Source organism: Acidobacterium sp. FHG110202_01 (assembly GCF_059115305.1).
The window spans coordinates 216,365-239,914 of the sequence record NZ_JBZYWJ010000010.1 but is presented as its reverse complement, the minus strand read 5'-3'; the positions used below and the strand labels follow the sequence as shown (position 1 = coordinate 239,914).

Sequence of the window (23,550 nt, the reverse complement as noted above, 5' to 3'; positions counted from 1 at the left end):
TTGTTTTGCTTCAGAACATAGAAGAGAGTATTTAGTGGCAACAACAAGGCGCGAATTTTTAAGAGGCTCTGCCGCCCTGGTGATGTTTTCTCCCAGGTTGGCGCGTGCCGTGAAGAAATCCCCGGTACCCAAAACTGAATTATGGTTTAAGAAACCAGCAGAGCGGTGGATGGAAGCAGTGCCCATCGGCAATGGCCGCATTGGTGGGATGGTCTTTGGCGGTACATCTATCGAGCGCATCGCTTTGACAGAATCAACAGTATGGTCTGGCGCTGTTGGCAAGGATGACATAAATCCCACTGCTCTAGAAAACCTCGGCCATATCCGCGAGCTGATGTTTGCAGGAAAATATGCGGAAGCTGGCGAGCTGTGCAAGAAACATCTTCTTGGACACGGAGGTTCGTTCGGCACACACCTGCCCATGGCGAACCTGGAGCTGGCATTCGACAATGCCGGGCCAGTACAGAACTATCGGCGGTCGCTAGACATCGATGAAGCGATCGCGCACGTAAGCTACACACGCGACAATGTACGGTTTCATCGCGAAGTCTTTGCTTCCAATCCGGATAACGCGTTGGTCATGCGTATCACTTCTAACAAAAAACAGAGCATTCACGGCAAAGTATCTTTTGGCAAGCTGGTCCTGCCTGGCTCAGTCAGCGTTGAAGGCGACAATACGCTTGTCCTCCGCGGAAATGCCTTTGAGCATTTGCATAGCAATGGTGCGCAAGGCGTTCAGTTTGAGGTTCGTGTTCGTGCCGTTATAGAAGGCGGAACGGCAAGCGCGGACAGCACGAGCGTCCACATCAAGGGCGCTGATGCCGTAACTCTATACGTGGTTGCAGCTACGAATTTTCACGGCGCCGATCCTGCGGCGCATTGTAGAAGTACACTGGCCGCGCTCAATCAGCGGACATATATTCAGCTCCGCTCTACACACATCGCGGACCACCAGTCGCTTTACAAGCGTGTACACATTGATCTGGGTGTGAATCCAGCCGCCGAGCAAAAGCCTACTGATGAGAGGCGGAAGGCGGTGGAGAATGGCGAAGAAGATCCTGGACTGGCTTCATTGTTCTTTCAATATGGCCGGTATCTTACAATTGCCGGGTCGCGCGCGGACTCTCCACTGCCTCTCGCATTACAAGGGATATGGAATGACGGTCTCGCATCCAGCATGGGCTGGACAGACGATTTCCATCTGGATATCAACACGGAACAAAATTACTGGGCAGCGGAGGTCTGTAATCTTTCCGAGTGCCAGACCCCATTATTCAAGTTGATTGACATCATGCGCGCGTCAGGACGAACTACCGCACGCGAAATGTACGGCGCATCCGGATGGGTAACACATGTTGTTACAAATCCATGGGGATATTCCGCGCCTGGCGGGGGATTGGGCTGGGGAATTTTCGTCACAGGCGGTGTCTGGATATCACTGCAGTTGTGGGAGCATTACCGCTTTACCGCCGATAAGGACTTTCTGCAGCACCGTGCCTATCCGGTGCTGAAGGAAGCCGCCGAATTCTTCTTTTCCTACATGGTGAGACACCCGCAGCATGGCTGGCTGGTCACTGGCCCATCTGTTTCCCCTGAAAACTGGTTTCTCGATGCTGACGGGAAAGCCTGCAGTGAATCGATGGGGCCTACAGTCGACCGAGTGCTGGTATATACGCTTCTCAGCGCATGTATCGAGGCATCTACGACTCTCAATATTGATAAAGACTTCCGTGCCAAAGCAAAAAACACGCTGGAGCAACTGCCTCCTCTGCAGATTGGTAAGCACGGTCAGTTACAGGAGTGGCTGGAAGATTTTAGAGAAGCTCAGCCGAATCATAGGCACACCTCGCATCTGATTTCACTCTATCCTCAGCATCAGATTTCGCCGATCACTACGCCTGCACTGGCGCAGGCCGCGCGCGTCACCATAGAGCGGCGCATCAGCCAGCCAAACTGGGAAGATGCGGAGTGGGCTCGCGCGAATTTCATCAACTTCTATGCACGGCTGCTCGACGGAGATGCCGCTCATAAGCAACTGATGGGATTGCTTGCCAAAGCCACGGAAGACTCGCTGCTTACTTATTCGCGCGGAGGCGTGGCTGGCGCCGAAAGCAATATCTTTGCCATCGACGGCAACTGTGCCGGTGCAGCGGGAATTGCAGAGATGCTTCTTCAGTCGCAGGCAGGAGAGATCCATCTCTTGCCTGCTCTGCCCTCTGCGTGGCCGCGCGGCAGAATCAGTGGCCTCCGCGCCAGAGGCGCAATAGAGGTCTCGCTGTCATGGGATCAAGGCAAGCTCACGTATGCCACGCTTCAAGGCAATGCTGAGGAAGCATTTCCTGTGAGGTATAAGACGAAAGTGATACATGTAAATGTGCGAAAAGGGCGTCGCGTCGTACTGCACGCGAGAGACTTCGTCTAAGCAGAATGCTGCGTCGCTGCCGAATCAGGCAGAGGAAAGGGAATATTGAGTGAAATTGAAACTTTCTTTATTTACGTTGTTGCTGATTCTGGCTATAGGGAATGGAATATCGCTCAGAACCTATGCTCAGGAACATTCTTCAAGACCGGAAGAGATCGAATGGACGTGGGAAGTGCGGCCGCCTCATCCGGATCCAAAACTGCCAAATGTTTTGCTTGCAGGTGACTCAATCACGCGAAACTACTATCCGGAAGTGCAGCGGCAGTTAACTGGCACAGCGAACGTCTACCTGTTCGCATCGTCGGCAAGCATCGGGGACTCCCGGATCTTAGACCAGTTGACGGAATTTGCAGCGATGGAGTCCGTGCCCTTCCGAGTGGTGCATTTCAATAATGGAATGCACGGATGGGCTTATTCGGAGGCTGAATACAAGGCTGCCTTCCCGAACTATCTTGCGAAAATTCGCACGATAACTCCAGGTGCCCTTCTGATATGGGCCACGACGACGCCAGTAAGAGCCGAGAAGTCTCCGGGGCCGACCAATAGCCGCATCAATGAACGCAATCGTATCGCCCAATCTTTTGCCCAGCCAGCAGGCATTCCCATCGACGATCAACATGGATTGATGACTCAACATTCCGATCGATATCAGGATGACGTCCATTTCGATAAGGATGGGTCAGCAATTCAAGGAAAGCAGGTCGCTCAGGATATCCGTAATGTGCTGTTACAAACGCGATAGCCGGAAATGAACTTATCGCCGGGTTCCCATCCTTCAGCCATAGACGAAGAAGTGGGAACCCAGCGCCAGTTGCTGGAAAAAACAGCTCAAGGTTTCAGCGGTGAAATGACGATAGAGTCAAGGTTAGGAGCGTAATTGTTCGGGTTGCTGAATTCAATCTGATTGGACCCGCCTTGTAACGGCACCTGAATCACCGTGCTCGCAGGCGTGCCGAAGCTGTATCCGTTCAGGTCAAGCTCCTGCGCTGCACCACCGTTGATTGAGATAAAGAATGACCGTTGCCCCTGCGTCATATAGTCAATCTCCATCAGGTAAGTGCCAGTAGCCGGCACGGTTACATCTTCGAAGGTGACAGTGTTTTGCGCAGAACCGCCCAGGTTGCCCACTGAAGCCAGGCCGGAACAGTTTCCGCAAAAGCCCCCCGATGCCGAACCATTCAGCGTGGCATTCTCCGCCTCATAGACTGAAGAGGCCGGATACGGTTCATTGCCATCCCCGCTGATAATGATGCGGTCCATGTCCGGCGGATAGCTCGTCGGATTGCCAAACTGGATAGTGTTCAGCCCGGCATTCAGGCGCACAGGAATGGTCGTAGGAAACGGCAGGTTTCCGCTTCCACCGCTCAGGTTCAGCGTGATGTCCGGACCGTCATTGATATTAATGATGAAGGACCGCGTGCCGAGTGTCATCGAATCGACTTCCATCCGGTACACGCCGGCCTTCTTCACGTTGACATTGAAAACAGCATAGTTGGCCGCCCCAATACCGAGATACGTCAGCTTGTAGCCGCTTGCGCAGGTTGAGCACTGTGAAAGCTGTGTCCCTCCATACAGAGTGGCTGTCTGCGCTCCATATATCTGAGAAGGCGGCGATGGAGACTTGCCCACTGCTGTGACTTTGAAGAGATGCGCTCCGTGTCCCGGAAGCACGTCCGTGTAGGATTGAGAGCTTGACCCAAGGTTTGCATGGTTCCAAAGGTCGCGCACCGCACTCGCTCCGGTAAAGCCGAGGTCATTCCAATCGACAGTCACGCGCGTGGGAAAAGCATTGAGGTTGAAGATCGCGACATAGTAGCTCCCGTTTCCGAGGTTCGAGACCCACACAGGAGTGAAGCCTCCTGTCACCTGCTTTGCCGGATGTCCAGACTGGTCCACGGCAAGCACTTCATCGTTGAAAAGCAGGCTCTTGCCGTAGCTGGTCAGCCTGGTGAGATCGCCTCCGAGAAATAGCGGCGCATTCGCCATCGCCCACAGCGTCATCGCCGTCTGCTGTTCGGTATTTGTGATGCCGTCAGTAGCATTGCCGACTTCAAGAGAGTCGAGATCATTCCAACCAAGCGCAGGGCCGGAAGCATTCTCCCATCCGATCAGATCGTAAAAACGCACCAGCACACGCTGCCATTCCGTCAGATTTGGGCAGTCGCCTTCGCATTCGACGTCGCCTTCAATGCGGCGCGCATTCGCGTTCTGCTGCCAGTCGCTGAGGTAGTCCTCATCCAGCGCCCAGGAGAGCGTAAGCCAGATGGGACGATGGCTCTGTGCTATGGCCTTCGACATCGCCTGCACGTCTGGAATGTTATTGATGTTGAGATTGTCGTTATAGGAGCCAGGGGTCACGCTATCGAGCTTGATGAAATCGATACCCCACGAGGCATAGAGATCAACGATGGAGTTGATGTACTCCTGTGCTCCCGGTTTTGTGAAATCAATCTTATAGCCATAGCCGAATCCGTTGCCGACCGTAAGCGGCTGCGCCACGATGTCCTGGGCATGGTATTGCGTCCCATAAATGGGCAGGTTTGAAGAGACGATCGATGTACCGATTCCAGGAAGGAGATAAATGCCCACCTTCTGGCCATTTGCATGGATGTGCTGGATCATTTCAAGAAAATGCGGGAATGCAGTCGTGTTCCAAAGCGTGCGGCCATACTGGTCGTTGTCGCCACTCCAGCCAGCGTCAAGGTTGATGTATTGAAAGCCATGAGCCTGCAGGCCAGATGCGCGCATCGCGTCAGACTGCGCCAGGATGTTCTGCTCGTTCATAACAGTGCTGGAGCTTACAATTGTTTGCTGGCTATAGGTACTCCAGCCCAGGTATGGCTTTTTCCCTACACCGTTTACCTGCGCCGCAGCCGTTATGGAAAGCGAGAGGATCAACATCGCGGCTGCTACGAGAAAAGCATGCGAAGGTTTTTGACCATGTAGCTGTTTCTTGTGAGAGATACGGTTTTCGCAGTTGCTGCGCATTCGGCGGGAGAGTGCAATGAGCATGACAGTCACCTCATGAGGTAGTTCACCATTCCACTTCTGCAACGAGACCTGTCTAAGTTATGGGGAACGTGTAACCGCTTTCATCGCATGAACTGCAGGTCATTCAAGAGCGACCTCGATTTTTAAAAGTGAAATGGTGTTTTTATTGCGGAATCACTCTACCTCAGGTTTACGACGACTGGCAATCGTATTCGCCAGCAATTCATATTCTGTCCAGAATGCCCGGCGTCGGGGGGTCGAGCTTACTTTTAGCCCGCAGAACGAGCGAGATGGTATTCAAGATCCGCTGACGAACTCTAAACCAATCTCTTTTGTGTCGGGATGGAGTTTCACAATCCGAAAGCTGCGGACTTCTCCAATATGAAGCGATTCCGGCTGGGATGTCGCTGGCTTTGCATCCCCTTTCCAGCGGGCATGCAACATTGCCGTGAGAGCGGTCAGATCGGGCCTGGCCTCGTTTTTATTTTCTGACACTTCAGCAACGGTGCCTATTCGGCATTCACCATGAATGCCCTCTCCCAGCTCTACTATCGCTTGGTCTAATGACCGGTTAACAACCCGCCCGGAAACAATGTCGCCAACCGCGTGCTCTTCAAGATACTGGTCGAGATCAGTTGGAACCAGTTGCTTTATGCTTAGCCTGATCTGGCGTTTTTCCATATCAATGCCAAGCACCAGTACTTTAACCAACTGGCCTGCTCGCAGCACATCCTGTGGATGATTGATGTGCCTTTCTGCACTGATTTCGCTGATGTGAACCAGTCCTTCAACACCTTCTGCAAGCTGCACAAAAGCGCCAAACTTCGTCAATTTTGTAACTGCACCTTCAATTGCTGATCCGATCGGGAATTTCTGCATCACCTCTGCCCACGGATCACCCAGCGCCTGCTTCAGTCCAAGCGAAATTCGACGTTCGCTCTGGTTCAAAGCAAGGATCACAACCTCAACCGTGTCCTTTTCCTTAAGAAGATCACCGGGTTTGCGGACTTTCTTTACCCAGGACATCTCTGAGACATGGATGAGCCCCTCGATTCCCGGCTCCAGTTCGACAAATGCACCAAAGTCGGTCAGGCGCGTAACAACACCAGTAATGCGCTGTCCGGCGATGTATCTCTCGGAGGCAGAATCCCAAGGCTCAGGCTGCAGCTGCTTGAGCCCGAGTGAAATCCGCCTGGTGTCGCGGTCGATCTTGAGCAGTTTTACGCTAAGCTGTTGCCCAACTGACAGAATTTCTTCCGGAGCGTTCACCCGACTCCATGACATGTCGCTGACGTGAAGGAGCCCATCAACTCCTCCAACGTCTATAAAAGCACCGTAACTGGTAAGGCTTCGCACCTGGCCTTCGATGACATCGCCTTCATTTACCTCTGCATATCGCTGCTGCTCGAGACTACGCGCCTGCTCTTCCAGAATGATGCGGCGGTCCACAATGATGTTCTCGTCGGCGGCTTCGAGCTTCACAATACGGCAGGTAATCTCTTCGCCGATCAGTTTTTCCATATCGGCTGCCTCCCGTACCCCGCTCCGGGAGGCAGGCATAAAAGCGCGCACACCCACATCAACAGTGAGTCCACCTTTCACAATTCCTGTCACTGTTCCTGCAATGGAAGACTTCCGCGCAAAAGCTTCCTCCAGTGACGACCAGTCTTTTGGTTGAGCTATCGTAAGACGTGACAGCGCATAATAACCGTCTTCGTTGCGGCCCTTGACTGAAACCAGGACCTTATCTCCTACGGCAACCCCCTCTGCATTCTTATCAAACGCACTTCGAGACAGTACACCTTCCACTTTGTAACCAATATCCAGAAATACTGAGTCCACAGAAATAGAGACAACGGTGCCTTCAATCTGGCTGGCACCTCTTTCAGACTGAGGTCGATGCGAGTGCTGTTCTTCGAACTCTGAAAGAGCCGAACCAAAGGATGGAACCGGCTCCTCGGAAGGCTCTACTGAGTTTGAAACGACGGGGACAATGTCTGGACTGTTTTCGTTCGCCATAATAGCTATCCCCATTTTGGCACGTTCGGCAACGACATATACTTTGGAACGGCTTAACGGTACTCCTGTGGTGTGCGCCATTACGGCTAATGACGTGTTGGATTCGAATTTAATGCTCCAAACGCGTCCTGGATTCCGCTTGATCCAGCGTGTCGAACAGTGGCTCTGCCGGGATCAAAGATGGATTGTCGTCGACGGCAGAGACCGACAAAATGCGGATCTTGTCATTGTTTGGCAGCGTAAGGGTGCGAGCGCCCGGCGGAAGATTCAGCGAATACACGAAGAGATAGGAATACTGGTATGGCTCGTTGAGACCTTCCGCTGTGTGGTGGTGCGATGCGTACCAGCCAAGTGCAGCCTGCTTGACGTATCCGGGCTTCAATCCAACGTAGTCGTCTGGATAGCGCCATGCCGGCCTGGACTCGTTCGGCGCATTGAGGGGAGGCCACACAGCGTGATTGGCGGAGACAGCCCAGTCACGGTCTGAAGCATTTTTCCAGATGCGGGTGTCCCACTGACCGATCCAGCCGGTCCACGATTGAATGTTCAGCTCGGTGGCGCGACTCCCGACACGGAAGAGCGCTTTCTGATCGTCCGCGGAGGATGCTGCGGCCAACAGATAGATGCGGTTGAATCGGCCAGGAGGCAAGGCGATCGTCTGTCCCGTGGCCGTGACGGCATTCAGGGCACCTGTTTTGGCTGCTGCAAGCTTGAATTTGACCGGACCGTAATCGATCTCACCAGGAAGCATTTCAGCTGGCATCGCATTTCCCTTCCCGTCGATACCACCTCCGTCTGTCTTCATATCATCGTTGCTGGCAACGGCAAGATCGTAGTGCAATGCGACGGGCTGCGCATGCGGTCGAGCAAGCAGATCTTGCGGTGGTGTGAGGCGCAGAGCAAAGGTGCGCGGCTGGTACGGCGTGAAGGATGCAAGCAGATCCCCGCGACTGACTTCTGCTGATCCAAGCGGTTGTTCCTGCGCATTGACTTCTCGCGCCGACATAATCGGCGCGGCAAATGATATGCGCGTGTTCGGCGCGGGCTTGCCGTTCAACTCCACCATACGGAGAATGAGCTCATCGCTCTCCTCGGCCTTTTTGAATGCGAGCACTCGGATATCAGGATCGCTGACATGCACGAGGGAGAAACTCCTGCCGAGCCTGCCCACATGCTTTTCCGTTGTAAACGAGATCAGTGGATCGTTTACGCGATATGCCTGCCACACTGTTTGCTCCTGGCGCCAGTCGCCGGAGTGCCCTGCGAGGCCGAGGTCCATTTCGTGATGCCCCCAGTCCTGCGTCGTCTGGTCGCTGAAGTTGCCCGGACGGCCATCAGCCGTCGGCTTCGCTCCGGGAGAACGCAGCAGCGTTACGCGAATCGTCTGATCGTTGGGTTTGTCAGAGCCGTTCTTTACATCGGTCAGCAAAGTCACGCCATAGCTTCCACTTTTATCTGTCAGGTCGATCCAGCGATGCGAGCCCATCTCATACAGTCGCGGCCGTGAATTGGTCCGCTCGACGGTGCCGATATCCCAGCTATAGGTTGCTTTCGGATTTGAAGCCCTCAGCGAAAAAGCAGCCTTAAGATTAGAGCCCCCGGTTTTCCAATCAATTGCATAATGGAGATCAACCCGGTCGCTGCCCGCAGCAAGACTGACGGTTTGCACAAACCGGGAGCCTTCGGCTTGCCGCGTCACCTCGAGTGAAACGCGGGCCGGCCCTTTCTCGCTGATGCGAATGTCCGCAGGTCCACCGACAAAAGCACGCGGAGGAGCCTGCTCCTGTACGAAATCCATATTCCACGCCGGATAATTACGAGGAACATCAGTGGAGATCGCCAGTCTGAGAGGCGCGGAGAGCAGTTCCCTGCCAAGCTTCTTGTCATAGATGCTGGATACATCACCGTTCTCGTTGATCAGCACTCGATAACGCTGATTTTCGAGGGAACGATCGGATACGCGCAGCGCGTTACTCGTCGCCGGTCGTGCGGCCGGGCGCACATCGAAGACAGCATAGCCAACAGATGGAACACGCGCCAGGAAGATCACCTTGCCGTTTTCCCACTGTGCCGGCGACTCCTGCCCGTCAGGCCCATAGACGCGTACAGCCTGCGGAGCGCCTCCCGGAAAGACAACCGCAGCCTCGACGAGGTCCTGTCGAGCAATGTTGAGCGAATTGTAGACCACCACCGGCACGCCCTGCGTGCGCGTATCGAGGCCGGATGAGACAGCAGCGCTTGCACTGGTGAGCACCGCGGCAAATTGATTGGCTGCGATCACATCGTCATTCCATGCATATTGATAGGCGCGCGGCGTCGCTGTACCTGCGCCCGTATCATGAAAGTGCCCGGAAAGCGCGAGCATCCATGCGTCATTCAACCTCTGTTGTGGATAGGTGCGTGCGCCAAGCCACTGCGCGGCGATAGAAGCCTTCTCCGCAGCGTCGGCAAGATTCTCATCCTTGATGATCCAGCGTTTGTGATAAGCCTGCGACGTGAGCGAGCCCGCGGAGTGGTCAGTCAGCTCGAGATCGCCTTCATAGCGCGGCATGTGCGCAGCCATCTCTGGCGTGATGGCGTTGAACATTTGATCGGCGGATGATTCAACCACATGCACCGGCCCTTCTCCTGCACGCACCGTCACAGAATGCGCGGGGAATGACGGCGCTCCGTTCAGCTTGGGCAGCGATGGCAGAATAGTATCGCTCTTCGTCACGATGGCTTCGAGCAGTTTGGCGGTGAACTCCTGCGTTGCTCCTCCGGTGTCTCCCGTGCCCACGTAACGGTAATCTGCGAATATACCCGACACTTTGCCATCGAGATCGATGCGCTTCACCCAGTTCGTATCGAGTGCAGCAAGCCGGCGAAGCGCGCTGGCTTGTTCCGGATCGAGCGGCGGCTTTTGCACGCTGCTAAGGAGCGTCTGCTCCATGGACGTATCGGGTGCTTCACTGAGGTCGGTGTAGACGTTGCTACCGTATGCGCCAGGATGCAACGCCGCAACAACGTTCTTGCCATCCGGGCCGACCCAGACACCGACGTTAAAGGGTACCCCGTCCGGTGTCTGCTCGGGCGAATCGGGCCCACCTACTTCCGGACTTGCCGGCCAGCGACCGCCAAGCTTCTGCGTCGAGAATCCCGTGAGTCCTGCATGAGCAAGAATTGTGGGCAGCGAGGCAGGAAATCCGAAACAGTCCGGCAGCATGAATTCATTACTTGCCTTGCCGAACTCATGTCGAAAATACGTATTCCCATACAACACCTGCCGGAAGATTCCTTCGGCACTGGGCAGATTCACGTCGCCTTCTTCCACGGAAGAGCCCGCAGGGAACCATTGTCCACGCGCGACGTATCCTTTGATGCGCGCATAGTCGCCGGGAAAATATTCCTTCATCAAACGGTAGCGGTTCGCGCCGGTCCAGTTGAAGACATAGTGCGGGTACTTATCCATGTAATCGAAATTCACTCGCATCGTCTTCAGCAGAAACTCGTTGATGGTCTGCGGAAACTCCCACCTCCATTGCGTGTCCAGATGAGCGTAGGGGACAACGAAAAGCGTAGGAATCTTTGTAATGTCTGGCGTGGCCATTGTCTGACCGTCGGCTGCAGCTGCTAAAGCAAGCATCGCCGCTGCAGCTGTAATGGATCGCAAACTGAGCCGGACAGCGGCGCAAACAGCACGGAAAACAACAATCATTCTGACTCTCTCCCAGGACAACTTGCATAAAAAGACCTGTGACGCGCGATGTCTGAATCACGCACAAAGACCGCTGCCACTTACCTCACGTCAAACAACATCTGAAAGCCACGGTCCATGTGGAACTGGTTGTGGCAATGAAAGAGCATCAGGCCCTCCTCATCAGGAATCAAATCGGCTTCCATCTGCTGATGGGCGCCGATGAGCACAACATCCTTCATCAGGCCGCTGGTGACTCTTCCGTCGATACGCGTCAGTTCAAACGAACTGCGATGCAGATGCAGCGGGTGTGCATCGGAACTGGTGTTGTGGAATGCAAACCGGTAACGCACGCCCTTGCACAGAACCACGGGCGGATCTGACGCGCGATAGCTCTTGCCGTTGATCGTCCATCGCTCAAAACCATTCTCGCCTGCAGGGATACGCGCAATGATCATCGGCAGCGTTATGTCGGCAGGTTGCTGCGGCTGCTGTAGACCGAACTGCGCGTAATCCCACGGCGCAATAGTAGCGCGCACATTCGTTGCGACGCCGCTGTGGCCAGCGTACTCGACCAAAACACCGAGACCGGCGCCGCGTACGTCGTCGTCGGTCGAGCCCAGGACCCAGACGCCAGGATGGCTCATCTCGACGATTGCGTCGATGCGTTCAGCGGCACCAAGGTCGAGCGAAGGAACTTTACGAGGCTGCGGCACGGGGTTTCCATCCAGTGCGGTGACAAGAAACTCGTGACCAGGAAGAGCAAGTTGAATATTTTCAGTTGCACTGGCATTAAGAATGTGGAACAAGACACGTTGGCCTTCCTTGACGCGAATCGGTTCGCCGTAACCAAGCGCTTTACCGTTGATAGAGCCGACGCGGTAGCCAACCTCGACCATGCTGGGACCCCAGTCAGTTTCACCAAACTCCTCTACGGCAGAGGGATTACCATCATCGTCCATATCCACGAAGAAAGGCTCCCACTCGTGCGTGGCGAGAAATATCTCCTGGTCATAACGGCCGGGATTGTCATTGGACTCAACATAAACAAATCCGAACTGACCGCTGTACAAGCCGGCGGTGAGATCGTCCATCGTCATCACGTGCGAGTGCACCCATCGCAAGCCAGCGGGCCGCGGTGTCATACGATAGCGGATATGCCCGTGCGGCGGCACCGGCAAACTGTTCTCGTCCTGCGTACCATCGATAGCTGCACTAAAAGGAAAGCCATGCCAGTGCACATACTCCGGAGTATCGGTGTCGTTGAAGATGTCCACGGTGACGGGAACACCTTCGCGTAGGCGAATCAACGGCCCTGGCACGCTGCCGTTATATCCCGTAGTGTGGATCGTCTTTCCAGGAGCGACGTCGACTGCCACCCTGCCAATGCGCAGCGTTACATCGGCCGCCGCGTCATGCCCTGACAGAGTTGCCCATGCGGGGCCCGCAGCAAATTCAGCGACAGTCGCTGCCGCTCCGGAAAGAAAGCCGCGGCGCGTCAGCCACACGTTATTCAAGAGCCCGTTACTTGGTGAGTGTTCGACGATAGATTTCACTTCCATCCGTGCCTACAAAGCTGATTGCGAGAGACTTGTCATCGGCCTCAAGAACCGTGAAACCGTTGACCTTTTGCCGGAAGACGGAGCGATCGTACGGATTCATCTCATAGAGCCCGGCTCCGCCTCCGCCACTGACAAAAAAGTGGACACTTCCCTCTGGCTTCAGTTCCTGCAGGTTATGGTCGTGGCCGTTCAGGTACACATCGACGTGATCCTTTTTGAGAACGGGCAGAAGGCGCGCGATGAGTTCTTTGTTGTCGCCGCGCGTTGCCGAATAGATGTGATAGTGACCGAAGACTACCTTCCACCGCGCAGTACTTTTGGTGAGCGCCTCATCGAGCCACTTCAACTCCGCTTCATCGACCGCCGGCGTATCGAAGGCGAAGAACTGCACAGCGCCGGCGGTGAACGTGTAATACGGCGCAGGCATGTGCCAGCTTTGGCTTCTGACCGAATAGAGGATCTCCGCTGCCGGACTGTCTGCGCCGCTCCAGTCATGATTACCAAGCACGGCATAGAACGGGATGTGCATCGGACTGTAAAGTTGTTCCCACTGCGTCTGCCAGCGCGGATCGTCAGGGCTCGTCATGCCGCGCGCGTAGAAGTTGTCGCCAAGGGTCAGACCGAAATCGAAGGGATGGGTCTTGTGATACGCAACCATCGCCGCTGCTGTCTGCTTCTGTGCAGCCGAACCAGTTCCAAAGTCGCCAAATGCCAGCACACGAATTGGCTTGCCTGCCGGGGCTGCGGAGAATAGCGGTGGCGGAACACGCATGAACGATGGAAGAGTAATGCCGTAGCGCGTCTGCTGCAGCAGCTTTTGCTCATCCAGCACGAGGCTGGCGCTATGCACATCGCCAGCGGCCACTGCAGCTCCGAGTCTGGTCTTCAGCAGGTTGTTGAGTGAGTCTATTCTGACCGTCTTAAGCATCTCGATGGCCGCGACGGAGACAGTTACGTCGGGGTCTGATGACGCATGATTCTCAAGAACTGATAAATCCTGGCCGTCGCCGTGCCAATGTTTTTCGAGTGCCTGAATGAGATCGATGCGAAGCGTCGCAGAGGGCTCTTTTTCAAGTCGATCGAGCAGAAATGTGGACTCCGAAGGCATGTCGCCGAGAGCATGAAGCACGGCTGCGGCGAGAGCATCGTCAGACATCTTCTCAGCCTGCTGTTGAATCTCTTCGGTCTGCCTGATCTGCGCCCTTGCCTCGGCGCGGTAATCCGCCGGAATACGCGCAAGGATTGATTCGGATAAGGGCAACGAGGGAGGCTTGGGCGGCGCCTGGGCAGCGGACTGCAGCAGGCTTATGGGAACTGCGAAGAACAATACAAGAACAAGAAGGCGTAAGAATAACGATTGAAGCAAGATCTGCATTCCTCCGAATCAGGCGTGAATAAAGGATGGGGAGACGGAAGAATCACCGTCTCCTCATGTCTTAGAACGAGTAACGTAATGACAGCTGGAGCTGCCTCGAAAGGTCAGATTTGCTGGTGACCTTGCCGAAAGTGGAAGTACCGGGAGTTAGGCCAGGGCTGTTCCAGTTGGGGTGATTGAAAACATCGTAGGCCTCGGCACGAAACTCAAAGACATTGCGTTCGTCGATGGCAAATTTCTTGAACAGCCCCGCGTTCCAATCCTGGAAGCCGGGACCGTAGATGATATCTCGAATTCCATTCTGCAAATTGAAGGTGCCCTTTTGGGGTTGGGTAAACAATGGAGTGCCGGAGGGCGTTGTCGTACTGAAGTAAGTATTCGAGCTTGTTGCGCTGGTCGAGAATTGGCGCGGATACTGCGGCCTTCCATTCACCATCCAGAATTGCGGCAGGCCGGCATACCCGATTCCTGCGTAGTCAGCATTTGTGCTGTAAACACTTCCGGGAGCACCAGTCAAAAATTGAGCGGTAACGCTGAGCTGCCAGCCGCCGAGTAGCTTGCCGGTGAGATTTCGCTGTTCTCTTAAGAAAGGCAAGTCATAAGTGGAGGTGGCGACAAAGGCATTACGAACGTCGAAAGTGGAAGGGCCCCAAAGATTGCTTGTGTTGTAAGTGTCCGGAACGATGTCGCTGTAACTGGAGCTGTTGTCCATGCTCTTGGCCCAGGTATAAGCGGCGGAGAAGCCGAGCCCATTGGTGAACCGACGGTTCCAGAAGACCTGGAGCGAATTGTATTTAGAACTGGCACCACTCTGTTCCATCAGGATTTGGGAAAAACCTTTATACGGAACCAAAGCGGCGATGCTGACTCCAGGATTTGCAAACGACGTTCCGGCGGGTGCTTGATTGGCGTCCGCAGATCTCCAAAGGTGCAATCCGCGACGGCCTACATAGGCGATGGACAGAAGCGAATGCCATGGAAGCTCTCTTTCCAGCGTGACATTCCAATTCCATCCTTCCGGCTGTTTAATGTTGCGGTCATACGTTGTCACGGCCAATGTAGGCGCCGTGGTGGAAGTTATTCCGGCTCCAGGATTGTCTATCGAAATATTCCTCACGGTGACAAAAGGCTGGAACGGAGAGTTTCCACCTGGAAAGATGTTGTCCGGCAACCCCATCCGAGTGAGAAAGCGGCCACCGCCGGCGCGGATTACAGTCTTGTCGGTAAATTGGTATGCGATACCTAAACGAGGTTGAAAAGCGTTTTGACCATCAATCAACCCACGAGGCAAACTCTTGTTAAATAGAGCAGAATAGGCTCCGGGAGTGGTGGCTTGAAAGACTCCATGCTCCGCGGCTCCGCTCGGGAAGCCGGAGAGGCCCGGAATGACCATGCCGTTATATTGGTTGCCGCTGCCCAGGGCAACCAGGCCCGTACCCGGATCGACGCTGACAGCCTGCGCGGGGTCATACAGGGCGGGATAGAAGTAGGCGGCGTTCCCCCAAAGTGCGTGAAATGGGTAAACAATTGCATCGCGTACGCCGTAGTCGACGTGCAATCTTGGGGTAATCTTCCACGAATCCTGGGCAAACCATTCATACATGGCTCCGCGCCAAATCGTGTAAGCCCGTGGTCCGATCTCGGTATAACTATCAGCCAATCCCAGGGCCAGGTTAGCGATACCTAAACCGCTGCCATTCGCATAGGAATCGGAGAGTGTAAATGTTCCGTTCTGATTATTGCTGCCTCCGGGAACAGTTGTGATGTTGATCTGATCATCATCATTCTCGCCCCGATAGTCATATTGGAATCCAAACTTAAGCATGTGGTTCCCGATGGCTGTCGACAGGCTGTCACTGAATGTGTAGATCGGACCGCCAGAGTGAGACGGGTACGGTCCGCCGCTCAAGCTATAGAAGGGTTTTGGCAGGCTGAGAGTGGGAATTTTGTCGAGATCCTTGCCGCCGGGAACTATGTAGTTGTAGTTAATTCCCAGTTGAGTCCGGTGAAATCCCGCCAGCGATTCATTGGCCGGCTGTGATACCTCGTCTTTGCTATAAGTTGCGTTTGCTTCGTTAATGATGGTTGGAGTAATTGTCCAGACCCAGGCAAGTGTGTTCGCCTGGTTCGGCCACAGCTTGTACTTGCCTGTTAGGCCTGATCCCTGGTCGAGAGCCGAGTACTCATTATAGGAGAGGTCTGTTCTCCGGTATGAGATGCGGTGCCTGTCATTCACAACGAAGTCGAAGTTGTAAGAGCCTTTTCGCTGGTTGATTGGGTGAGGAGCCACCGCTTCCCAGTTCTGATTTCCGTTAACCAGCAAGCCAGGGGTTGGCGCCGGATAGGCGTTCAGCATGGCCATTCCGTTCTGACTTAGCAGGTTTTGCGGAATGATATTCCCCGGAAACGGGGCGCAGGTCTTCTTTCCGTTGGTCGTCGTGCAGTCATTCAGATTGGTGATGGTTACAGGCGAGCTATAAAACGGATTGGAGCCAAGCAGCTCGCTGAAATTACCTGTGCGCATGAGAGCTGTGGGGACGGTCTGAAATACAGTATCGGTATACCGGTAACGGATCCAATCTTCGGCAACGAACCAGAAAAGCTTTTTTCGTAGTACTGATGGCAGACCAGGAGTCCACACCGGTCCTCCCACGGCAAAGCCGAAGTCGTTATAACGGAAAGGCGACGCAAACCTTGTTGCCGGACTCTGGTTGCGCGACCAGGTATTCGCATTCAACGCCGAATTCCGTAAATATTCATATGCCGTTCCGTGGAAGTCGGTCGTTCCACTTTTGCTTACCATGCGGACCTGGCCACCGCCGGCCCCGCCGTATTCGGCAGCATAAGCCGCAGTGAGCACTTGCATTTCTTCGGTTGAATCTACATTCGGCACGCCAATCACATATGTGTTTGCACGGGTGCGCACAGCAGGTGCACCATCGATCGTTACTGTTGTGTCTGTCGAGCGCGCTCCGTTGATAGAGTAGCCCGGCTTGCTTACGCTGAAATTGAAATCACCAAGCGTGGCTCCCGTGATCACACCTGGCAGCAATTCAGCCATGTAGACCGGATTTCGGCCATTGAGCTCCTGATGCTGGATCTGTTCCTCGGTAATCTGGTGCTGAACTGCACCGGAATCAGTCTGAATTAAATTGGCACTCGCGGTTACTTCTACAGACTCTTCAGGCGTTCCGATAGTCAGGACAGCATTGACCGATAACGTGGACGCAGCATCCAGCTTATTGTGGACGCTATCAAAAAGTTTGAATCCCTGCATCCGGACATCAACGGTATAAAGGCCGGCTGGAAGACTCGAAAGTGAATAGTATCCGTTGCCATCTGTACTGACTGTATGGCTTTCCTGGGTTGCCTCGGACCTTACCGTGACCTGTGCGTTTGGAAGTACAGCTCCTGAGGGGTCTTTGACGAAACCTGCAATGGAGCTGGTGTCTGATTGTGCATGCATCTGCAAATGTGCGCTGACCAAGTAAAGCAGTGCCAAACCGATATGCCGGATTCTTCGCCCGCCATGCTTCATTTTCATCTCCTGCTACCAATGAAGGTGCTGAATTCTTCCTTTATGTACGCACGCAAATGAGCGGTCTGGTAGTTAGAAGAAGCTTCCTAACGGCTTGGTATGTTATTGCAAAATACTTATTTAATCCGTAACGGGATTTTTAACGGTAATGAATGTTTGGCTGATAGATTGACACGATGGCATCGAGACGATTGGAACAGTTCAGCGAGGATCCTTTTACCTTCAGGACCACCGCAATCGTGTCTCGCGCGAAAGAGGTTCGGGGGCACATTCATGAGATCGTCACAAGCCGAGCCTTCAAAAGAAGCCGCAGAAGTTGTGAGTTTTTACAGTACCTTGTAGATAAAACACTGGCTGGTGAATCTGATGAGTTGAAGGAACGGCTGATAGGAGTGCAGTTGTTCGGTCGCGATCCTTCCTACGATACGGGCGAGGATGCGATCGTACGTGTCACGGCAACTGACGTCCGAAGGCGGCTGAAGCGTTTCTATGATGGGGTTGAGACGGACATCCGTCTTGAATTGCTCCCTGGATCATACGTCATCGAGTTAAACGAGCAGCCTAAAACAACAGAAGAAATGAATCAGCCGCGGCCATCCCAGCCTGCAGCGATCATGAGTCAGCCGACCCCGAGATCCTCTGTGTGGCGCCGCTTTTTGCCTGTCGCGGCAGTTTTGATGGTGTTGGGATTTCTGTTTGGCGGCTATTACTTCCGAACACACCAAACCAGAACGAACCGGCTGCCATGGTCGGCCATGCTGCCGCGTCGAGGAGAGTTAAAAATTGTATTTAGTGATCCCGATATCGTCTCTCTTCGAGAAATAGTCGGAAGTCAGATTTCGCTCGCAGATTACGCAAGCCATCAGTATGTACCGGCACAACAGATCCTGGATCATCCTTCCAGCGTTGTCGCAAGCCTTTTCAAGGGTAATAGCGTCCCCTTTATTGACACCAAATTTGCCCTCGACGTTAGAGGTTTACTGCCTTCGAGCCCCATGGATACGTACCGTGCCAGGGCTCTTCAATCCCAGGATTTTAAAACCGAAGATAACTTTGTACTGCTTGGCAGTCCTTTGTCGAATCCCTGGGTTGCTCTTTTTCAGGACCGCCTCGATTTCTACTTCAAATATGATCCGGTGCAGCACGGGGAGATTATTTACAACCGACATGCCGCACGCGGAGAAATGCCGGTTTATGTTCCGACGATGCCCGGATGGGGAACTGGCGAGGCCTTTGCGATTATCGCGTTGCTGGCGAATGAAAACCAGACAGGACACATTCTGATCCTGGCTGGTTCGAATGCCGTAGCCACCGAGGCAGCCTACAGATTGGCCACAGATGTGGACTCAATTGCTCGCATGCTCCAGGAGCATGGTCTCAATGCTGACGATCGCAACGTCCAGTTTGAGATATTGCTCCGCGTCAATACTATGGCGTCGTCTCTTAATACCTTCGAAGTAGTGGCCTGTCATCGCCTTTCCGAAGCCGCACACTGATTGCGTTCCGGCGATGTGCCGCCGCTGCACAGGAGAAATTCCCTCTCTTATTAATGAGCCGCTAAATTATGTGCTCGAAGATACGCGGCCAGGTCAGCGGGCCTGTTCGTCTGGATGCCATTCGCGCCTTGATCGATTGCTTTCTGCCATGTTTCGGGATTATCTGCATCGCCAAGACGATCAACGTAAATCTGTGCGCTTGCCTGCTTCGCGCAGTCTATGACCTCTTGCTTAAAATCATTGGCGTCGAGAGCTAATACTTTTGGCTGCAGGCCACGCACCAGAAATTTGCAGATATCCGGGCTGATTGCCTCCGGCATAATTTTCAGCGCTGGGCGGATCTTATGCACTTCATATAGGAAAAAGGGATTCCCGTAGATCACAACGTGGTCCTGCATATCGTGGGCTGCAATGGCGTCCACCAATTGCTGAGGATCGGCATTCTTTGTGTCCACATAGACATTGATCTTGCCATGAGCCAGATCAAAGGCCTCATCCAGAGTCGGCACTTTTGTTCCCTTGAACTCTGGTGAAAACTTCACCCCGGCATCAAGAGCACGAATTTCATCAAAAGTATGCTTATGCACCTCACCCGTACCATTAGTCGTTCGGTCGAGCGTATTGTCATGCATGATTACAAACTTGCCGTCGGAGGTTGTGCGAACATCCAGCTCAAAATAATCAGCACCGGCATCAATGGCAGCCTGAAAAGCAGGCATTGTGTTTTCCGGATGATGCAGGTGTTCTCCCCGGTGAGCAATCACTTTGACCTTTGTTCCGTCATCTGACGGCGTCCATGCAGTCTGAGCCAGGCTGACGCTGGTTGCAAAGATGCAGGCGACCAATACCTTCGAAATTACATGGCGCATTTCTTTTTGTCCTTTATGCGGTTGTGCTTAGATCCATCGTCATCGCGCAGCTAGAAGCGGAATCGTCCAACAAGAAGAAGCATGCGCGGGTCCTGCGCTCCTGTGACCGTCCCAAAGGTCTTCAGATTGGTCAGAGATGTTCCCAGGCCAGAAAACTGTGGATGGTTAAAAGCATTATGAGCATCGGCACGGAAGGTGAAAGTCACGCGCTCCCACAATGGAATATCCCGCATCAAGCCGATGTCCCAGACATTTTGACCCGGCCCATAAAGAGACGCGCGCGGCGCATTGCCCAGCGTATCCTGCGGTGTAGCCGCAAAGGCCGCCGTGTTGAACCACTTCTGCACGGTGCGCGAACCGCGCGGAAGATCAGGATTGCTTATTCTGGTCGCGTACTGTCCGCCAGAGAATATCCCCAGCGTATCTCCCTGGGAAATGTTGTAGGGATAGCCTTTCTGGAACTGCGCAACAGTGCTAGCCTTCCAATGCCCGATGATTTGAGAAACCACCGGCGTATCTGACAGGAACCTTCCTCCTGCGCCGACAGGCAGTTCATAGACTGCCGTGAGCGACAATCTCTGAGGGATATTGGTCATCGCAGTCCCCCACTGCGCATGCAGGTTGTACACATTCTGAATGGGAGCCGCATCTGCACGCGCGGGCGCATCCACATCATTCAGTCCGTGCGCCCACGTATATGCAGCGCGCATCGAAATGCCGTTGCTCCAGCGATGAGTCAGCGTAGCGAGCATCGCCGCATATGCAGAGGCTCCACCGTTGGTAAGGGCGCTGATGGTCAGGAACTGAGGATACGGTCGCAATCCCTGAGCATCCTTAATTCCATAGCAGCAACCGGAAGTTGGCGCTATCTGGTTAATAGGCAGGGAGACAGGCTGATGAACACCATGGTTCCCTTCGTAGTCAATCTCCGCGATCCAGTCATGCCCAAAATCCTGCTGAATGCCGAACTGCCACTCCTGAAGGTACGGAAGCACAGCCTTACGTGGAAGCTGGACAACATTCGAGGACGGCTTCGTGAGGCTTGTCGGAATCAAAGGCTGCCCATCTGGCCCCACATTCGGTGAATACGGCGGCACTCCCTGATTGAGCTCGTAGGCTGGAGTAACGCCGTCTGGACTCTGGAAGGTCGCATTCACTGTCGATGCCGAAGTCAGACCTGTTGTTCCAAAGCCGATGCTCGGCAACTGATAGATCCCGTAGCCACCGCGAACAACAGTGTTCCGCATCGGACTGTAATTGAAACCTATGCGGGGCAAAATTCCGGTATAGATATTCGGAATCAGACTGTGAGGTGCGCCATTATAGCCCGCAAATAAAATCCCTCCCTGCGCATGTGTCGCAGGGTCGATAACATCCGGATCGAAGGTGTACATGTTGTTGTGCTCCTCGGAATACGGACCGTCAAATTCCCAACGCAATCCAAGATTGACGGTCAGATTCGTGAAGAGACGATAGTCATCCTGAACGTACCCGGCAAAGTAATTCAGGTTTTCATGGAAGATGGTATTCGTTGTATTTATGTTTGTAGTCGCGGGAAGCCCTAACAGAAGATCGGCGAGGCCGTTGCCAGTTTGCCCATTCGCCGTGGTGAAGGTCCCCGTAAAACTATACTTTCCACTGAGAACGCCCGGCGTGTAGTAGCTGTATGCATATCTCATGAATTCGCCGCCAACAGAAAGGCTGTGGTGTCCTATCTGGAATGCAAGCGCGTCATTGATGATGTAATGACCATCCCGCGTTCTTGCAAATGAGCCGGCGCCGAAACCGATATATTCCGAAGTCGAAACCGTAGGAAACTGTGTGAGCGGAACTCCCTTCAGTCCGATTGAACTGGCATCAGTGGGAACAGGCGAGCTGAAATTTTCTTCGGAGACATAGCCTATGCGGGCCTCATTGGAAACGCGAGGCGAAAATATATGACTCCAGGAAATTCCATAGTGATCATCCACCCAGCCGCTCAAGGCTGACGTATTGGCTGCATTCGGGATGTTATTTGTGGCCTGGTTTGTCGGGCCGTCACGTGAAAACTTCGCCCATATATGGTCATAATCCGAGATGCTGTAGTCGACGCGGTCAGCATTGTAAAGGTAGCTGCTGACCGCAAGAGGTGTGACACAGTAGTTGAATGTGTTGAAGCTGCAATTCGGCTTCGGAAAGAAAGCAGCAATGTTTGCTCCTACAGGATCGAGCCGATTCTTGGGAATGACATTCCCGGGAAATGGGGTACGGACAATTTTTCCATCGATGACCTGCGTCGTCAGCGGGTCATAGATAGTAGGTGTAGGCCCACCCTCCGGAGATGGTCCTGAGAAATCTCCATTCAGCTCAGCTGCCGTAGGCACATTGCTCTGGAGTGGATTATTCGCCGCATGCGTCAGCGTATCTTCCCAGTCAGTAAAGAAGTAAAGCCGCCTCTTACGACCGTCAAATACTTTGGGAATCCAGACTGGACCGCCAACAGAGCCTCCGAAGTAATGAAAAGACGAAGGATTCACCGGGGTCCCAGGCACAAAGAAGTAGCCAAGTGCTGTGAGGTCCTGTGAACTGTAAGATTCGAAAGCGCTGCCGTGAAAGTGGTCTGTCCCCGACTTCGTCGTCGTGAGCACTGCTCCCCCACCTGTCTGCCCATACTGCGCCGAAAAGGGAGAAGTCAGGACCTGCAGCTCTTCAGTCGAATCTGGAGTGGGAATGAAGCCATAGGTTCCATCGACCCCCATATTACTGGGCAGGCCATCAATAATGAGTGGATTGGTTACCGGCCTTCCACCGCCAAGCGTAAGGTTGTTGACATTGGAATAGTCCTGGCTCGTACTCCCCGCCCCTGCAAAGGTCTTCGTAATCAGAAATTCATTGGCGCCGTGAGTATTTGTAACTTCAGGCAGATCGATGAGTTCCTGTGTGCTCAGCTCACCGCCTACCTGGGGATTGGTTACATTGAGCGAACTCGCTGTACCCGAGACAGTAATCACTTCGGAGCTTACCCCCAGCTTCAGTGATGCATCGACAACCAGTTCCTGATTCAACACGATTTGCAGTTCATCCGTAACGAACTGAGCAAAGCCATCCTTCTCGAAACGGACTGTATAGCCTCCGGGCTTGAGAAAGGAGACGCGATAGTGCCCGTCTTTGCTGGTAACAGTCTTGTACTCCGTAGCAGTGCTGCTTTCATGGACTGTAACTGCCACGTCAGGAATAACAGCTCCGCTGGAATCCTTCACAACTCCGCTAATGGACGCATAAAACGTCTGTGCGAAAAGCGAACCACCGAAAGCAATCAGCACAAGCAGCAACGCAACACTTTGGAAGGAATGCGGCATCCTGCAGCGCGCCCGAACGAGACTGCACCGTGATGAGACAGATATAGAAGGGGCAAATAAGGGGCAGTTCATTAAAACCTCAGGTATGAAAACGTGTGTGCGAAAAATGGAGGTAGCAGTCAGAGCAATCTATCGGCTTATGGCTCCATAGGGAACCACACAGCAGGGAGTAATTTCATTGCGAACGTTCTGGATGCTAACAAGCCAATGTTAATAAATGACAAAACATAACAGTAATGCGATAAAAATTTTCACTAAATATGG

General features: G+C 53.7%; 11 protein-coding genes. 3 read left to right on the top strand and 8 right to left on the bottom strand.

Annotated features, from left to right (window positions below; all coding sequences use genetic code 11):
- Positions 1–82 precede the first annotated feature (82 nt).
- Positions 83–2,422, top strand: coding sequence for a glycoside hydrolase family 95 protein (locus tag AC5S16_RS20590; protein ID WP_493932047.1), 2,340 nt, complete (start codon positions 83–85; stop codon positions 2,420–2,422).
- Between the two features lie 49 nt (positions 2,423–2,471).
- Positions 2,472–3,164 (top strand): SGNH/GDSL hydrolase family protein, encoded by a 693-nt coding sequence (locus tag AC5S16_RS20585; protein ID WP_493931994.1) that lies wholly within the window; start codon positions 2,472–2,474, stop codon positions 3,162–3,164.
- 86 nt (positions 3,165–3,250) lie between these two features.
- Here AC5S16_RS20585 and AC5S16_RS20580 read toward each other — a convergent pair whose 3' ends face one another.
- The 6 genes from AC5S16_RS20580 to AC5S16_RS20555 all read right to left on the bottom strand — a co-directional run bounded on the left by AC5S16_RS20580 (position 3,251) and on the right by AC5S16_RS20555 (position 17,583).
- Entirely contained in the window at positions 3,251–5,323 is a 2,073-nt protein-coding gene (locus AC5S16_RS20580) for a CBM35 domain-containing protein (protein ID WP_493931993.1), read from the bottom strand.
- A gap of 387 nt (positions 5,324–5,710) precedes the next feature.
- A complete protein-coding gene (locus tag AC5S16_RS20575) occupies positions 5,711–7,432 on the bottom strand; it encodes a 30S ribosomal protein S1 (protein ID WP_493931992.1) in 1,722 nt (573 codons plus the stop codon).
- Between the two features lie 109 nt (positions 7,433–7,541).
- On the bottom strand, positions 7,542–11,129 hold the full coding sequence (locus tag AC5S16_RS20570; protein ID WP_493931991.1) for an alpha-mannosidase: 3,588 nt from the start codon (positions 11,127–11,129) through the stop codon (positions 7,542–7,544).
- Positions 11,130–11,209: 80 nt separating this feature from the next.
- Positions 11,210–12,670, bottom strand: coding sequence for a multicopper oxidase family protein (locus AC5S16_RS20565; RefSeq protein WP_493931990.1), 1,461 nt, complete (start codon positions 12,668–12,670; stop codon positions 11,210–11,212).
- Positions 12,633–14,045, bottom strand: a complete 1,413-nt coding sequence (locus tag AC5S16_RS20560; protein WP_493931989.1) for a metallophosphoesterase — start codon at positions 14,043–14,045, stop codon at positions 12,633–12,635. Before AC5S16_RS20560 ends, AC5S16_RS20565 begins: the two co-directional genes overlap by 38 nt.
- A 61-nt stretch (positions 14,046–14,106) precedes the next feature.
- Positions 14,107–17,583 (bottom strand): carboxypeptidase-like regulatory domain-containing protein, encoded by a 3,477-nt coding sequence (locus AC5S16_RS20555; protein ID WP_493931988.1) that lies wholly within the window; start codon positions 17,581–17,583, stop codon positions 14,107–14,109.
- 176 nt (positions 17,584–17,759) lie between these two features.
- Here AC5S16_RS20555 and AC5S16_RS20550 point away from each other — a divergent pair, with 176 nt between their 5' ends.
- The gene (locus AC5S16_RS20550) at positions 17,760–19,079 is read left to right on the top strand and encodes a hypothetical protein (RefSeq protein WP_493931987.1); all 1,320 of its coding nucleotides are present in this window, start codon (positions 17,760–17,762) and stop codon (positions 19,077–19,079) included.
- Positions 19,080–19,129: 50 nt separating this feature from the next.
- Here the strand turns inward: AC5S16_RS20550 and AC5S16_RS20545 are convergent, their stop codons facing one another.
- Positions 19,130–19,924, bottom strand: coding sequence for a glycerophosphodiester phosphodiesterase (locus AC5S16_RS20545; protein WP_493931986.1), 795 nt, complete (start codon positions 19,922–19,924; stop codon positions 19,130–19,132).
- A 74-nt stretch (positions 19,925–19,998) separates the two neighbouring features.
- Positions 19,999–23,286: an outer membrane beta-barrel protein gene (locus AC5S16_RS20540; RefSeq protein ID WP_493931985.1), complete on the bottom strand. Its 3,288-nt coding sequence runs from the start codon at positions 23,284–23,286 to the stop codon at positions 19,999–20,001.
- Positions 23,287–23,550: the final 264 nt, after the last annotated feature.